The organism is Siphonobacter sp., from assembly GCF_048595215.1.
In the GTDB taxonomy this organism is placed as follows: domain Bacteria; phylum Bacteroidota; class Bacteroidia; order Cytophagales; family Spirosomataceae; genus Siphonobacter.
Genome location: NZ_JBMDWJ010000097.1, coordinates 1 through 14986, shown reverse-complemented (window position 1 = coordinate 14986; position 14986 = coordinate 1). Strand labels below are relative to the sequence as shown.

At 48.8% G+C, this 14986-nt stretch carries 13 protein-coding genes; 5 read left to right on the top strand and 8 right to left on the bottom strand.

Going from position 1 to position 14986, the window contains the following annotated elements; genetic code table 11:
* The 3 genes from ACOJTG_RS05460 to cysM all read left to right on the top strand — a co-directional run.
* Positions 1 to 1273: FG-GAP repeat domain-containing protein (locus tag ACOJTG_RS05460; RefSeq protein WP_420152884.1), on the top strand; the 1273-nt coding region annotated here is incomplete at its 5' end.
* A complete protein-coding gene (locus ACOJTG_RS05455) occupies positions 1270 to 2577 on the top strand; it encodes a vanadium-dependent haloperoxidase (protein WP_420152883.1) in 1308 nt (435 codons plus the stop codon). The genes ACOJTG_RS05460 and ACOJTG_RS05455, both read left to right, overlap by 4 nt.
* 144 nt (positions 2578 to 2721) lie before the next feature.
* Complete coding sequence (gene cysM / locus ACOJTG_RS05450; RefSeq protein ID WP_420152882.1) at positions 2722 to 3594, top strand: cysteine synthase CysM; 873 nt, start codon at positions 2722 to 2724, stop codon at positions 3592 to 3594.
* A 67-nt stretch (positions 3595 to 3661) separates the two neighbouring features.
* Here cysM and ACOJTG_RS05445 read toward each other — a convergent pair whose 3' ends face one another.
* Both ACOJTG_RS05445 and yihA read right to left on the bottom strand, forming a co-directional pair.
* Entirely contained in the window at positions 3662 to 4099 is a 438-nt protein-coding gene (locus tag ACOJTG_RS05445; RefSeq protein ID WP_420152881.1) for a DUF5606 domain-containing protein, read from the bottom strand.
* A gap of 163 nt (positions 4100 to 4262) precedes the next feature.
* Positions 4263 to 4874, bottom strand: coding sequence for a ribosome biogenesis GTP-binding protein YihA/YsxC (gene yihA, locus ACOJTG_RS05440; protein ID WP_420152880.1), 612 nt, complete (start codon positions 4872 to 4874; stop codon positions 4263 to 4265).
* 333 nt (positions 4875 to 5207) lie between these two features.
* On the opposite strand from yihA, the gene hemE reads away from it, so the two are divergent.
* The gene (gene hemE / locus ACOJTG_RS05435) at positions 5208 to 6239 is read left to right on the top strand and encodes a uroporphyrinogen decarboxylase (protein ID WP_420152879.1); all 1032 of its coding nucleotides are present in this window, start codon (positions 5208 to 5210) and stop codon (positions 6237 to 6239) included.
* A gap of 70 nt (positions 6240 to 6309) precedes the next feature.
* On the opposite strand, the gene ACOJTG_RS05430 is transcribed toward hemE, so the two are convergent.
* The 6 genes from ACOJTG_RS05430 to corA form a co-directional block, all read right to left on the bottom strand.
* Positions 6310 to 6795 carry a hypothetical protein gene (locus ACOJTG_RS05430; RefSeq protein ID WP_420152878.1) on the bottom strand — a complete coding sequence of 162 codons (486 nt, stop codon included), beginning with the start codon at positions 6793 to 6795 and terminating at the stop codon, positions 6310 to 6312.
* A 45-nt stretch (positions 6796 to 6840) separates the two neighbouring features.
* Complete coding sequence (locus ACOJTG_RS05425; protein WP_420152885.1) at positions 6841 to 7821, bottom strand: bifunctional heptose 7-phosphate kinase/heptose 1-phosphate adenyltransferase; 981 nt, start codon at positions 7819 to 7821, stop codon at positions 6841 to 6843.
* 71 nt (positions 7822 to 7892) lie between these two features.
* Complete coding sequence (locus tag ACOJTG_RS05420; protein ID WP_094809776.1) at positions 7893 to 8516, bottom strand: porin family protein; 624 nt, start codon at positions 8514 to 8516, stop codon at positions 7893 to 7895.
* A 96-nt stretch (positions 8517 to 8612) separates the two neighbouring features.
* A complete protein-coding gene (locus ACOJTG_RS05415; protein ID WP_420152877.1) occupies positions 8613 to 9347 on the bottom strand; it encodes an outer membrane beta-barrel protein in 735 nt (244 codons plus the stop codon).
* 158 nt (positions 9348 to 9505) lie between these two features.
* Positions 9506 to 12586 (bottom strand): PVC-type heme-binding CxxCH protein, encoded by a 3081-nt coding sequence (locus ACOJTG_RS05410; protein WP_420152876.1) that lies wholly within the window; start codon positions 12584 to 12586, stop codon positions 9506 to 9508.
* Between the two features lie 67 nt (positions 12587 to 12653).
* Positions 12654 to 13601 (bottom strand): magnesium/cobalt transporter CorA, encoded by a 948-nt coding sequence (gene corA / locus ACOJTG_RS05405; RefSeq protein WP_104713404.1) that lies wholly within the window; start codon positions 13599 to 13601, stop codon positions 12654 to 12656.
* Positions 13602 to 14295: 694 nt separating this feature from the next.
* On the opposite strand from corA, the gene ACOJTG_RS05400 reads away from it, so the two are divergent.
* Positions 14296 to 14986 (top strand): hypothetical protein (locus ACOJTG_RS05400; RefSeq protein WP_420152875.1); only part of this gene is annotated, 691 nt, incomplete at its 3' end.

The following is a 14986-nucleotide window of genomic DNA, read 5'->3' as shown; positions in this document are numbered from 1 at the left end:
TACGGGCAAAATCCTAATTCAGCAGAAAAATGGTTCGTTCCAGGCCCTTGAAAAGCTAGTCATCGGGGATGAGTCGATGTCAGCGGCGGCGGCAGCGGTCTTTTTCGATGCCAATGGCGATGGCTACGATGATCTGTACGTAGCCATGGGCGGCTATTCACTCTTCGAGCCCAATTCGGCTTCTCTGCAGGATCTTCTATACCTCAACGACGGGAAGGGGAATCTAACGCTTGCTCCATTACCCACCGTAAACGCCAGCAGTAAGTCCTGCGTACGGGTCGCAGATTATGATCTGGATGGGGATTTGGATGTATTTGTCGGCGGACGAGTCATTCCGGGCAAGTACCCGCTAAGCCCCCCTTCGTATCTGCTGGAAAACGACGGGAAAGGAGCCTTCACGGCCCATCGATTCCCAGTCAACGGCATGGTTACCGATGCTCAATGGGAGGATCTGGATCAGGATGGACGCAAAGACCTCATTCTCTGTGGCGAGTTTATGCCCATCAAAGTTTTCAAAAATACGCCCGAAGGTTTTTCGGATCAGTCTAACCAATATTTTCCCCAGCCGGAAAACGGGTTTTGGTCCAGTCTTCTGGTGTATGATCTGGACAACGACGGTCAAAAAGATATTATTGCCGGAAATCTGGGTACGAATACGCAAATCAAGGTTTCTCCGCAACAACCGGGCGAGCTGTACTACGCCGATTTTGACAACAACGGTTCGATTGATCCGCTGTTCTGTTTCTACATGCAGAACAAGTCGTATCCCTTCGTGAGTCGGGATGAATTGAACGATCAGATTTTTCCGATGCGTCGGAAATTCATTTCGTACAAAGATTACTCCGAAGCAACGATTGACAAGATTCTCTCCCCCGAACAGTTGAGTTCCGCTTTAAAGTGGACTGTAACCGAAGCCCGTACCGTTTGCTTCCGCCGGGATCAGGGTACGTTTAAAAAAATGCCGTTGCCGATTCAGGCTCAGTTTGCCCCCGTTACGCAGATTCTCGCGGGCGACTTCACCCATCACCACCAGACGGATGTACTCCTGCTGGGCAACAAATCTTATAACCGCCTCAAAATCGGCACGATGGATGCCAACTATGGCTGCCTGCTCCGGGCCAGAGGTCTGGAGTTTGACTACGTCAATCAGACGGAATCGGGCTTATCAGTGAACGGAGACGTGAAATCGGTTTTGCCCCTGCGGGTAAATAATCAGGACTACTTAGTTATTGGAGCTTTTGATCAGCCCCTGCAATTCTACCAAGTGAAATGAAACGTTTTTTGCTGATTTTTTTTAGTACCGTATCCATGGTATGGGCGGAAAAGCCGAATCCCGCCCAGCATCTGCAGCCTTCGGTTTTTGCCGTAACCATGGTGATGATTCACGATGTCGTCAATCCTCCGGCAGCCGCTCGTTTTTATTCCTACTGCCTGCTGGGAGCCCAGGAATTTGTCTCCCGAAATGATTCAAAAATCCCTTCGCCTACCCGGTTAGCCCGTGATTTCAAAAAACCCGATTTGTCTTCAGTTCAGTCGTACGATTACGTTATGGCTGCTACCTACTGCATTTTGGAAACGGGCCGACTGATTCTCCCTTCCGGCTACATGCTCGAGGAAGATCAGAAAAAACTGGTTGAAAAATGGCTCACCGAAGGACAGCCGCAACCGGCCATTGATGCCGCCATTGCCGCTGCTCAGGTCATGGCCAAACACGTCCTTGCGTATGCCCTTACTGACCGGTATAACCAACTCAGTACCCGACTTCGTTACCGTCCGGCGAAAGGAGAAGGTTACTGGTATCCCACGCCTCCGGGATACATTGAAGCAATCGAGCCACACTGGAAAACCATTCGTCCGTTTCTGATAGACTCCTGTAGTCAATTTGTACCCCAACGACCCGTCACCTTCAGCAGGGATTCCAGCAGTAATTTCTATAAGCTGGCGTACGAAGTTTACCAGGAAGGTAAAACGCTGAGTTCGGAACACCGTTTCATTGCCTCCTACTGGGATTGTAATCCCTTTGCGATCAATACGTCGGGACACATGATGATTGGTTTTAAGAAAATCAGTCCCGGAGGGCACTGGATGAACATTACCAGTATTGCGACCACGCAGGCCAAACTGAGCTTTAACCGATCCGTATTCGTGCTGGCCTTAACTGCCATGACCCTGCACGACGCGTTCATTAGCTGCTGGGATGAAAAATACCGGAGTAATCGAATTCGTCCGGAAACCTACATTCAACAACAAATCGATAAAACCTGGCAGCCGTTGTTACAAACCCCGCCCTTTCCCGAATATACCAGCGGGCACAGCGTCATTTCCACGGCGGTTTCCGAAGTGTTGACGTACTTACTGGGCGATCGTTTTGCGTTTACGGATACGACGGAGGTCATCTTTGATCTTCCTACGCGATCGTTTCAATCGTTTCGGCAGGCGGCCAAAGAGGCAGCCATTTCCCGACTCTACGGCGGAATTCATTACCGGGATGCTATTGAACAAGGCCAGGAACAGGGAAAAGCCATTGGACTATTTGTCATCGCAAAAGTGAAAAAAGCGGGCGTCAAATCGTTTTGAGGCCAGTACTCACCCGCAACCATGGACTAGTACTCCGTTGCTTCTTCCTGTTGAATCAGGGAAAGTCTAGTTAATCCGTGTATTTTCAGGAGCAATCTTTTACTTTGCCCCGCAGTTAGTATTCGGACGATAACATTCGCTTCTATGGCTTCTCTTCTCGATTTTATAGGCAATACCCCGTTAGTGGAAATTACGCGGCTCCATAACAATCCCAAGGTTAAAATTTTTGGTAAGCTGGAGGGGCACAATCCCGGTGGCAGCGTGAAGGATCGCCCGGCTCTGAATATGATTCGTAGTGCATTGGAACGAGGCGATATTCAATCCAATACTTCATTGATCGAAGCTACCAGTGGGAATACGGGCATTGCCCTGGCGATGATTGCCCGCCTGTATGATCTAAATATGGAACTGGTCATGCCGCAGAATTCGACCCGCGAACGCGTATTAACGATGGAGGCCTTCGGAGCGAAAGTAACGCTGCTGGAAAGCATCGAAGCCTGCCGCGACTACGCCCAGAGCAAGGCCGACGCGGGTACGCATTACCAACTCAATCAGTTTGCAAATCCGGATAATTACCTGGCTCACTACAAAAGTACGGGTCCGGAAATCTGGCGGGATACCAACGGCACCATTACGCATTTCGTCAGTTCGATGGGTACGACGGGTACGATCATGGGCAACTCCCTGTACCTGAAAGAGCAGAACCCGAACATTCAGATCGTCGGCTGTCAGCCTACAGAAGGATCTTCCATTCCGGGGATTCGTCGCTGGCCCACGGAGTACCTGCCGAAGATTTTTGATCCCAGTCGAGTTGATCGTACCATGGATGTAGCCGAGGCCGACGCTGTAGCGATGACGCGTCAGCTGGCCCGGGTCGAGGGAATTTTTGGGGGTATGAGTTCCGGTGGCTGCGTATCGGCGGCTCTGAAGCTGGCTTCCGAACTGGAAAGCGGCGTCATCGTCTGCATCATCTGCGACCGGGGCGATCGGTACCTCTCGAGTGAATTATTTGGCTAATCGGTGCTAACGAAAAAGGCCGCGAAGAACGATTTCTTCGCGGCCTTTTTTTTTGTTAGGGAATACCTTACGCAGCTTTTTCCTCTTCCGTATTTTCTTCCTTCACCTCGAATACTTCGGGCAGATAGGCAGAAAGCAGGTTATACCAGGAGATCATTTTACGAATGTCCGAGGCGTATACTTTTTCACGATCGAATTCAGGGAATACTTCACCCAGAAAGTCACGTAACTCGGTTTCGCTGGCGTTTTTAGCGTCGATTTCTACTTTTTCGCCGTGTTTCTCGCGAATGGCCGCAAAAATATCGGGCAGGGGTTTTGAGCCTTCTTCGCTATCGGAGTATACGGAAATTTCTTTCAGTACCGAAACCCGGGCGTTTGCTCCAACAACGGTACGGCCTTTTTTCTCGTCGATGGTTTCAACAATAACTCCCGTACGAGTAGGCTTCAAAATGCGGTATAAACCGGGCTTTCCGGAGATATGGGCGATTTCTTTCAACAATTCCATGTAATCGAATTTATTTGACAAAAACTGTTTTTTCCGTATTCACATAATAGCCTCATAATACATTGATTATGAGCAATATCGTAGCTCCTTACCAAGGCTCAACGTATAAGGCAATGACCTTTTTTGGTAAATGGAACCGCAAAAGTAGCCAATCCTTGCCCGATTACCGCCGAACACCCCGAAAATCCGCGTTCAATTCTCCAATCGCTTCCGCAATTTCGTCGCGGCCTACTCCGTCAACGGAAGAGGTGACGAAGTATTTCGGCATCTCCGAAAAAAATTGCAGAAAGCCGTCGCGATACTTTTTCACCTTCGGTTCTACCTGGGATTTGCTCAGTTTATCGGCTTTGGTAAACACCAGATAAAAGGGCACCCCCGCTTCCGTCAATTGCGACATAAACTCCAGATCAATGGACATGGGATCGTGCCGAATATCCACCAGCACAAACGTACAGATCAGATTAGGCCGATTTTCAAGGTACCCGAAAATCATGGGTTCGAACTTTTCCCGTTCACTCTTGCTGAGCTTGGCGTAGCCATAGCCGGGTAAATCGACCAGGTACCAGGAATTGTCAACCGAAAAATGATTGATCAATTGGGTTTTACCGGGTGTTTGGGAAGTCTTTGCCAGATCCTTCCGCCGTACCAGCGAATTGATCAGCGAGGATTTACCAACGTTCGACCGTCCGATAAAGGCATATTCGGGGCGGTCGGGAGCGGGGCATTTTTGCCAATCGGTATTACTAACCAGAAAAACGGCTTCTTTAATCTTCATCGATTCCAAATTTCCTACAAAGGTACGAGGGAGATTAGAGTTTACTGTTTTCAGCTTTCAGTTTTCAGTTAGGAGCCGCTGTAGTTTAGCGTTTAAAGCAGCTACTGCAGCCATTTGAAGTTAATCAAGTGAGCGAGTGAGTTACCCGTAGCATTCGCTACGGACTTCTTACCACTGTATCCCGCATTTCATACGGGGCGAACAACGCTCTTTCGGATTTGCAATCCGAAAGAGCGTTAGAGTATTAAACGACCAATCCCAACCGTGTCGACTCCTCATTGAAAACTGCAGACGGAAAACTGCAAACTCTAATCTCCCTCGTACCTTTGTGGTATGGAAATCCTTCAGAATGATTTGTTTTTACGGGCCGCTCGGGGCGAACAGGTCGAACGAGTACCCGTATGGATGATGCGGCAAGCCGGCCGGATTTTGCCCGAATACCGGGCCGTGCGGGCTCAGGCGGGAAGCTTCATCAATTTATGTACAACGCCCGAACTGGCGGCCGAGGTCACCATTCAGCCCGTTGACTTACTCGGCGTGGATGCAGCCATTATTTTCTCCGATATTCTGGTGGTGCCGGAAGCTATGGGCCTTCCCTACGAAATGATCGAAGCTCGCGGACCGGTATTCCCTACCACAGTCAAGACGCTGGCGGACGTAGATAAACTAAAAGTAGCCGATCCGGAAGTGGAATTGAAGTACGTGCTGGATGCCATTCGAATCACAAAAAAAGAACTCAACGGACGCGTACCACTCATCGGTTTTGCCGGAGCACCGTTCACGATTCTTTGTTATATGCTGGAAGGCAAAGGCTCCAAGACATTCTCGGTGGCCAAGAAATACCTCTACGCGGAACCGGAACTCTCCCACCGTCTCCTCCAGAAAATTACCGATACGACCATCGCCTACCTAAAAGCTCAGGTAGCTGCCGGAGCGAACCTGGTGCAGATTTTCGATTCCTGGGCGGGCATTTTGTCGCCGCAGCAGTACCGGGAATTTTCGCTGCCCTATATTGCTCAGATCAGCGAGGCCCTTCAGGAACTGGTCCCCGTAACCGTATTTGCCAAAGGTGCGTTTTTTGCCCGGCGGGAAATGAATGCCCTGAACTGCTCGGTTGTGGGACTGGACTGGAATATGGACATTGCGGAAAGCCGGGAAATGATTCCGGATAAAGTACTACAAGGAAATCTGGACCCTTGCGTACTCTACAGCGATTTCGACGAGATCAAACAGCAAACGCAGGACATGCTACGTCAGTTTGGTGGGCAGAAACACATCGCCAACCTCGGCCACGGCGTTTACCCCGATACGGATCCGGATAAGGTTCGCTGCTTCATCCAGACCGTAAAAGAATTTCGTTTTTAAAATGCTTTAGTGAAAGCAAAAAGCCCGTTCGTTCAAGTACTGAACGAACGGGCTTTTTTGTATACGCTTTTTACTTGAGGGCTTTATTCTTTTCAATGCGTAGCACGCGGGAAGAAGCCGAAGGACTCAACAAGGTAAAGGTAGCGTCACCAATAGTCGTTTCCACCGATTTCTTCGTATCGAAATTCGTCTCCAGCCAGCGAATTAGGCCCGAGGGGTCCGCACCGTCGTAGGGTAAGGTTCCGATCAATACAAAAAAGGGAAGCGTGTTCCGAATGTTCTTGCCGGGCGTAATCGTTGCCGTCGCTTTTACTGATTCAACGGTATTCACATCCGAACTCATCGTTACGATCATGTATTCGGTAGAATCCGTACTTTTCCGGTTCGTCCAACTATTGCCTGATTTTCCGCCAATGTTCTTAAGCGTGGTATACCCTTCTTTTTCCATCCGGGTATAGATATCTACGGGTTTTATCCCACCAATGGCTTCAACCGGCTTGGTCTTGGCACAGGCGACACTCAGCAGTACGAGCAAGAGCAACAGGTAATTTTTCATACGTAAAAGCTTCAATGCATACTTACCTTTGGCATTCGTAACGACCTATACTTCAGCCAGCAAGGCTTCCGATAACAGAAGCGATTTGTTGATGGGTACTACGCCTACCTCTTCGCAAACGAGACCACCGCCTAAATTGGAAAGGCCCGCGATCTGTTTGGGTGAAAGTCCCAGAGCGACACAACAGGCTGCAATACTAATCACCGTATCTCCTGCCCCTGATACGTCCGCAATCTGACGAATATGGGCGGGCAAATGGCATTTTTGTTCCTGAAAATCAATGTATACGCCGCGTTCGGAAAGGGTAATCAACGTACCCTCCAGCGACAAGGCTTCTTTGAGTTGCTGGGCGGCAGATTCAAGTTCGACGGGCTTGCGTACATCGAAGCTGATGTTAAGTCCTTCGCGTAATTCTTTCAGATTGGGTTTGAAAAGCGTAGTTCCTTTGTAATGCAGGAAGTTTCGCTTTTTCGGATCTACTACCGTTGGAATATTCCGCTCGCGAGCCATTGTCACGACTGCTTCAATGAGTTCTTTGGAGATGACTCCTTTGTCGTAATCTTCAAAGATGATTACCTGGCAACTGCTGGCAAGCTCTCCGATTTTAACCAGCAACGCTTCCCGTTCTTCTCCGGAAATCGGAGCGTCCGTTTCAGTATCCACCCGTACCACCTGTTGGCTACCCGCAATGATCCGTTCTTTCACCGTGGTAATGCGTTCCTTACTCCGTACAATTCCCGATGTGGTGAGTCCTTTACTTTCCAGCAAATTACACAGCTCGTCGCCGTAGGAGTCCTTCCCAATCACCGAGCAGGCAATGGCTTTTGCCCCGAGAGCCTGTACATTCAAAAGTACGTTCCCGGCTCCGCCCAGACGAAATTCCCGGTTTTGGGCGACCACGACGGGAACGGGAGCTTCGGGCGAAATACGATCGACGCGACCGAATACGTAGCTGTCGATCATCACGTCGCCGATAACTAATACATTTAACTCATTAAACGCTTCAAAGACTGCTGGTAATAACATATTTTCAATGATCAGTGATCCATCATCCGGGATCGGTACCCTACGTTCGGTAAGCAAGCCGAATGGGGTTACTAAAAAATGTTGTCAAATAAATAACTGAAGCTGATACCGAACGTCTGGTTTTTGGCATTAGTCGCCATGTCCGAGACATTCGTCAGTCCCTGCTGATAAAAGGCCGTTAGCTGAAAGTAATCAAACTGTACGCCTACGCCGCCCTGCACCCCGTAATCGAATCGTTGTAAATCATAGTTATACCGAATGCTGTACTCACTTTGTACGCTTCCGTTTTCGCGTTCACGGGTTTTGCCGCCAATGCCGCAGGCTACATATCCCCCACCAAAGAGTAAAAATTTCGTATTCTTTTCTTCATTGCCGATTTTCCACATCAGATTGACGGGCAAATCCAGATAATTCAGAGTCGTTGTCGCTCTTCGCGTACCTACCTTAAAATCAGCAATGTAGCCGCGTTGCACAAACAGTAACGTGGGCTGAATACTGAGTGTATTTTTCGCATCCAGTGGAATATCGGAACCAAGGCCCGCATGAAAACCCGCCTTTGAAATCGGGGCATCCAGCTCCGAACTCAACGCCTGACTCATACTCGACACGTTACCTCCCGCCTTGAATATTAATTTACTCTGTCCCCAAACAGCTGCTGGAAACAGCAGAACAAAAACCCAAACCAAATATCTCATACAAAATCGTGGATTAGATGACAAAAAAGAGGTCTGTTTTCAACAAAGGACCTCCGTAAGTATTTGAATATACAAGTCTGACGAACGTAATTTTGTTTAGAATGCGTCGTCAAAATAGTATTTAATAAAGAGTCCGAATGAACGGTTAGAAACGGACCCATTGCGGGCCAGATTCGAGACATTCGCTAATCCCTGGCTGTAGGTAAGGCCTAACACCGTATAATTCCGGCGAATCCCTACCGATACATTGAAGCCATAATCCAGTCGTTTCAGACTTTCTTTGTACGGATCAACGTTTACCCGGTGATAGGTCTGTACGGGCTCAAATCCGGCCTGACTGGAATCAGCAGCAAAACCAACTTTGTTAAAACGCACCTTATTTTTTCCGTAAAAGCCGTAGCCTACATACCCTCCGGCTGACGCATAAAACTTCGTGCGTTCACCGCCTACCTGCAGCACTACATCCACGGGAATATCCAGGTAATGCAGGGCATTCCAGCTGCGGGTACGGTCAGCAAACCGGAAAGTATTGTTATCACCAGACGTATATTCTTTTTCCGGATAGCGTTGTTCGGACCAGTAACCCCGCGGACTATACCGCAGTCCTGCGTTGATGCCTAGCATTTTAGGCACCAGTTCAATATTACGGGCAAAGCCGAAGGTAAAGGCGGGTTTAATCATGGGTTCGCCGGTATTCGGCACGAGGCTACGGCTCATGTCCGTACCGTTCAATCCCATCATAAAGACCCATCGTGGGTCAGCTTCACGCTGAGCAAATACAGAAAGGGAAGACAGAAACAAAGAAATACTCAGCAAACAGACTTTTTTCATGCGAAGGAAGTACTACGTGTTGGAACCGCAAAGAAACAAAAGGAATCGGGAATGGCGAGAAAATGCGGCCTACTTCTTCCACCGTTATTTATGTTTAAGATCCGTAGCCCATAAAAAAACCGGGAATGCACATTCCCGGTTTTTCTACTCACAAACGTTTATTTTTTCTTCAATGACATCAAGTACTCAACCAAATCCGCTAAATCCTGATTGCTGAGGTTTTCGTGCAGTCCGGAAGGCATCATGGAGTCGGCCTGTTGCTTCATGCTCTTGACCTGGGTCATTTTCAGGCGTTGGCTCGTTCCACCAGGATATTTTAAATCCAGATCTGATTCGGTCTTGCTTGCTACGATACCCGCCAGCGAAGAACCATCTTTCAATTGAACTTCCCAGCCTTCAAAGCCAAAACTGATGCCTGCTGAAGGATACAGAATGGCCATGTACTGTCCTTCTTTCGGCAGTTTAGAGCCAATTTCCGAGAGCTTCGGTCCAAAATCCGCTCCCTGACCGTTGACCTGGTGACAAATGGCACAGTTCTGAGCGAATACCTTAACCCCTCGCTGCACGTCTCCCTGCAGAGCCAGTAATTCATCGATTTTAGGCATCGGTTTTCCGGTGGTCGTTTCGCCGCTTAGGTAGCTGGCGGCTTCCTTGCTTACCGCTTTCCGCCAAGCATTAGCAACCCCCTGAACAGCGTAGGTAATGTATTCTTTTTCAATTTTACCATCCTTGAGTAAAACCAGAATTTCGTCTTCGCCCATCATCGAGCCGCCCAGATTACGGGTAGCCAGCTGCCGTACCCACTTCGGCTGACGCTTATCCAGAGCCAGAGCAGACAGGTAACTGATGGATTCCTTCGTACCCACCTTACGTAGGGCCGTCAATGCTTTTCGGATTTTAGCTTCGTCTTTACCGTACAAAATCGCCTTTACCTGCGAGCCCCCCCCCTGAACGAGTAGTTGATTCATCGCCATGCGGCCCAGGTTTTCGTCCAACGGATCGAGGGCCGTTCGTAATAATTTAGGGTTCTCTTCGGGTAAACTGTAGCGGGTGGCATATACCAGGTATTCACCGTTGTTAAGCGTAGCCATTAGCTTGCGTAATGTGGCTTTGGCGGTAGGGTTATTCCGAACAAAATCCGCATCCAGGTGCATTAATGCCAGCTTGGTCAGCTCCGCCTGACGCGTTGAATTCCCCTGCAACAGTTTCACCAGCGTTTCTGATTTCACTTTTCCCTGGTGAAAATCAAAGGCCCGGAAATACCGCAGCCGTTCGTCGGATAACGACAACTGATCATCCGTAATGAGTTGGTACAGGTAAGGAATGGCCTGATCCGTACGAGCCCGCCAAACGATATCTTTTTCAGCGGCCGTTGCCGTCGGCTTTGGATGCAATTTCGTATACGCCGCAAAGTAACTATCCCACTGCCGGTCCGCTCCAACGCCTAGGGCCTCCAGATACCAGCGATCTTTTCCATCGTACTGATCCGCCAGCGAAGCCCAGAGTTCGGCGGCTTCGGGGGCCTTCTGATGCCGCAGGGCAATAGCACACTCGCGGCGTACGGCTGGGTTCGAGTCTTTCGCTAGTTGACGGACGTACCCCAGCACGTTCAGGTTCAGTTGCCGAGCCGCCCGCAAACCCGCGATCCGCAAGTCGGCGTTGGCATCTTTCAAGGCTTCTTCCACGTACGGCTGTCCCTTCATTTTGGCCAGTACCCAGAACGCCCGAGCCCGCATGCGGGGATTCGCATCCGAGTGCCAGAGTTTTTCCAATGCCGGAACGGCCTGATCCCCTAGCAGCATCAATGCATTCCAGGCCTTGTACCGCACGGACATATTCGGACTTTGCAGGGCCATCAAAGCCCCGTTGGGATCCTTGTACTGATAGCTGGGAGCCGTATATGATTTATTGGTCGGAGCCACGCGGTATACGCGTCCACGCGTCTGATCGCCCGCTTGGTGACCGCCCACACCCGGATCGTACCAGTCGGCAAGGAGTAAAGAGCCGTCGGGAGCCACCGAAACATCCGAAGGCCGGAACCAGCGGTCGCCGTCATTCTTAAGTAAATTTTCAATGGTTGCGGTATACCCCGCTCCGCTCGGTGTTACGGGATAACTCCGGACTACATTGTGCCCGGGTTCGCAGTGAATCATTTGATTTCGGTACACGGCGGGCAGTAAATCGCCTTCATAAATGACCATCCCCGTAGGTGAACCACTGCCGGTTTGCAACAGGTTAGGTACTACGCCGGGGTCATTCAGGTGCCAGTGTTTGAGGGGCGTTTCCTTTTCTTCGTTGGTACGACTGGCGGGCCAGTTGGCTCCGGTCATTTCATCGGTGTAGCCGTAGTTGCCCCCTTCCAGGACATAATTGATGCGTACGCCTTTGTTCCCATCGTCGTCGTTGTCGGACTGCCAGACGGTCCCGTAACTATCTACGGCCAGTTCGAACGGATTTCGGAAGTTATGAGCCAATACTTCTACGTTGGAAAAGTCCGGGTCACAGCGGAACGCCATGCCTTGTTTGTACTTGTTTTTATTTCCCGTTTGAATGGGGTCGCCATCCTGATCTTTAATGAGATTTCCCTTCGCGTCCCGCAACTGCTTTCCTTCGTTTCCGAAGTTGAAGTACAGTTTTCCATCCGGTCCGAAGACGAAGGTGTGCATACCGTGGTCATGCTGCTCGCCCTCGATTCCCTGAAAAATAACCGTTTTTTTATCGGCCTTGTCATCGCCATCCGTATCTTCAAACAACCAGACATAGGGGCTTTGCGACACAATCGCTTTGTTGCCCAGTACCAGAATGCCCAAGGGAGCATTCAGTTCCGGCCCCTGATACCAGACTTTCTGGACGTCGGCTTTACCGTCTCCATTTGTATCCTCCAGAATGACGATGCGGTCTCCCTTGTCAGTCGTGGGGTTACCATTAATCGCCGGACGATAGTTATAGGCTTCGGTAATCCAGACGCGACCTCGCTCATCCACGTCCATATTGGTGGGATTCTGTAGCATGGGTTCGGTTGCGTAGGTTCGCACCTCCAGCCCGTCTACGGTTTTTAGCGTTCGCAGGGCATTCTCGGGTAGTCGTTTCTGAGCATCCGTCAGCACTGAATCCATTAGAGCATTGATGGTTCGGGATACGGGATTTTGCTGCACAGCCAGCAGCGAAAATAACCCGCCAGCCAGCGAAAAAGCCAGCCCCCAGCGAGCCGGTCTACTCCAGAAAGGATGCGTATTCATTCGTTTAGAAGTATTGTTTAACGTTTTGTACTTTATACAAGGCAGAAAAGATATAACCAAAAATTGATTAAATCCAGTGTTTACGTCGGAACCACCCCAGTACCGACAGCGAGGAGAGCATCATCAAGGCCAGTGACAGCCAGAAGCCGATTGGCGAACCCGTGGAAGGCAGGTGATCGAAGTTCATTCCGTAAATCCCCGCAATGAGCGTAGGCGGCATAAAAACAATCGTTACTACTGTAAAGATTTTGATGATCTGGTTTTGCTCCAGATTGACCAGACCCATAAACGTGTTCTGGAGATACTCCAGGCGTTCAAAGTTAAAGGTGGAATATTCGAGCAGTGAACTAATATCTTTCAGTACCAGCCGGAGGCGTTCCCGGTGCGAATCAGGAAAAAGGGAGCTTCGGAGTACGTTGGAAAGTACCCTCTGTTTATCAATGATGGTTTCCCGCAGTAACATCGTATTTTCCTGGAGCGTATTGATGCGAATCAGTACTTCCTGACGCGGCTTCTGGTCAGCAGTCAGCGATTTTGATAACAAGGAAACGTCCCGTGAAATAGATTCAAGCAAATCCGCATCGGTTTCAATGCGGGTTTCCAGCAACAAGATGAAAATATCGGCTCCAATCTGAAAGGTCTCGTCACCGGTGACTTTCATTCGCTTTACCGTATCGGCAAAGGTCTTCGAGTCGCCCCGTCGGTAGGTAAACAGCGTACCGTTCCGCAGAATCATTGAAACTGGGTAGGTACGAAATCCTTCGGTATCAATACTCAGGAAGTTAGAGTTGGCATTCAATGCATCGTTCTGCTCGAAAAATCGGGCGGAACTTTCAATTTCTACGATTTCCTGGGGGGTCTGAAAACTAACCGTGTATTTATTTTCTACCCATTCCTCCTCCTCCTGACTAGCCGATTGCAAATCGATCCAGATTACATTTTTTAGATGACCCAGTTCTTTTACATCATTTTCCCGCCGGATTTGCTTTCCTTCCTTGTAGTAAATTCTAACCACGTCTGCTTGCTATTATACTGGTTCGTTTCTCAAAACAACTAACAAGTGTTCAGAGAAACAACTATCCGAACCTTGCTGGGCTAGCCGAAGGCAAAAATTCATGAAAGAGCCTTCGGCTGGGGAATCCTGTTTCGATTCAACAAAAACGAAAACCCGGCTCTTGCAAGAGCCGGGTTTTCGTTTTGGGGACTGGTTTTCTTAGCGAATCTTGAAAAATGTTCGACGACACCCTTCACATAAATACCACCGCAGAGGAAGAAAAAACAATAAGTACTTTACAACAATGGGTCTTCGCCGTCTTTGCGTTGCGATCGATTTACAGTAGGGACAAGCGTTGTTTACAGGATTCATAACTAGCAAGAACTATAGATGAAAGTTTGGGGAGAATTTGGAATTGCACATCAAGTTAACGCTAACTTTGATTCTTTTAATAGCTTATCTTTTGATAAAAATCAGGCTTAAAGCAATTTTTATTACTGGCCTTATTTGTATAATAAATAATTGTTAAATTTCACATTCAAAGTCATGTAAGGTTTGTTTTGACGTATATAGATTACCTTGTTTCTCCCTCTCTTCATCTCACAAAAGTGGGTTTTCTGAGCTTAGGAAGTTATTTTTATACATAGACTCTCGATAGACAAATTGTAAAATAGTGTTTTTAAATACATTTTTGTCCTGCATTAATTCCGCCTAAATGTCCTGGTCTATTACTCGTATTTTTACACGCGTTCCCCCTGAATACGTAGAAGCTTTTAGTCAGCATCGTATTCAATTAATTCGTAGCCGAATCTATTTATTAGCTTGGGCTACAGTAGCCTATTTTCTGGAATTAATTATTTTGGATTGGGTCGCGTATCGAAAGGGTCAATCCTTTGACGATGGGATTGGCGGCTACTTAATGTATACGCAAGTTCTTTTGGGGCTTTGTTTGCTGACAACGGTGTATACCTTGACCCTCTGGCCCCGGGGAACGTTACAGCTTTCTACTAAAGCCCGGATCGCCTACTACGCCAACATCACGCTGACCTGCCTGTACCTATTCATTCGTTCGCTCCTGGTGTATAAGGCCCGGCAGTCCATCGTATTTTATTTCGTGTCTCTGATTGCGGCACAGCTTATCTTTCTGACCGACTGGCGACCCCGGTTAACCATTTCGCTGGTGGGCCTACTTTCCATGCTGCTTTTGATTTACATCATCCCAGTAGCCAATACCGCCGAAAAAACCATTCGGCTCTTTGAGTGCACGGGAGTAACCGTCATGCTCTTCATTGCTTCGACGTACTTCTATAATACTGAAGTACAGATGTTTCTGAACCTGAATGTGATTCAGCAACAGAACAAGCAACTGGGTACGTATGCTCAGCTATTGGAACAGGAAAAGCATC

Coding starts and splice junctions, on each gene's coding strand:
- ACOJTG_RS05455 (WP_420152883.1), top strand. CDS start 1,270: ATGAAACGTTTTTTGCTGATTTTTTTTAGTACCGTATCCATGGTATGG.
- cysM (WP_420152882.1), top strand. CDS start 2,722: ATGGCTTCTCTTCTCGATTTTATAGGCAATACCCCGTTAGTGGAAATT.
- ACOJTG_RS05445 (WP_420152881.1), bottom strand. CDS start 4,099: ATGGAATTGTTGAAAGAAATCGCCCATATCTCCGGAAAGCCCGGTTTA.
- yihA (WP_420152880.1), bottom strand. CDS start 4,874: ATGAAGATTAAAGAAGCCGTTTTTCTGGTTAGTAATACCGATTGGCAA.
- hemE (WP_420152879.1), top strand. CDS start 5,208: ATGGAAATCCTTCAGAATGATTTGTTTTTACGGGCCGCTCGGGGCGAA.
- ACOJTG_RS05430 (WP_420152878.1), bottom strand. CDS start 6,795: ATGAAAAATTACCTGTTGCTCTTGCTCGTACTGCTGAGTGTCGCCTGT.
- ACOJTG_RS05425 (WP_420152885.1), bottom strand. CDS start 7,821: ATGTTATTACCAGCAGTCTTTGAAGCGTTTAATGAGTTAAATGTATTA.
- ACOJTG_RS05420 (WP_094809776.1), bottom strand. CDS start 8,516: ATGAGATATTTGGTTTGGGTTTTTGTTCTGCTGTTTCCAGCAGCTGTT.
- ACOJTG_RS05415 (WP_420152877.1), bottom strand. CDS start 9,347: ATGAAAAAAGTCTGTTTGCTGAGTATTTCTTTGTTTCTGTCTTCCCTT.
- ACOJTG_RS05410 (WP_420152876.1), bottom strand. CDS start 12,586: ATGAATACGCATCCTTTCTGGAGTAGACCGGCTCGCTGGGGGCTGGCT.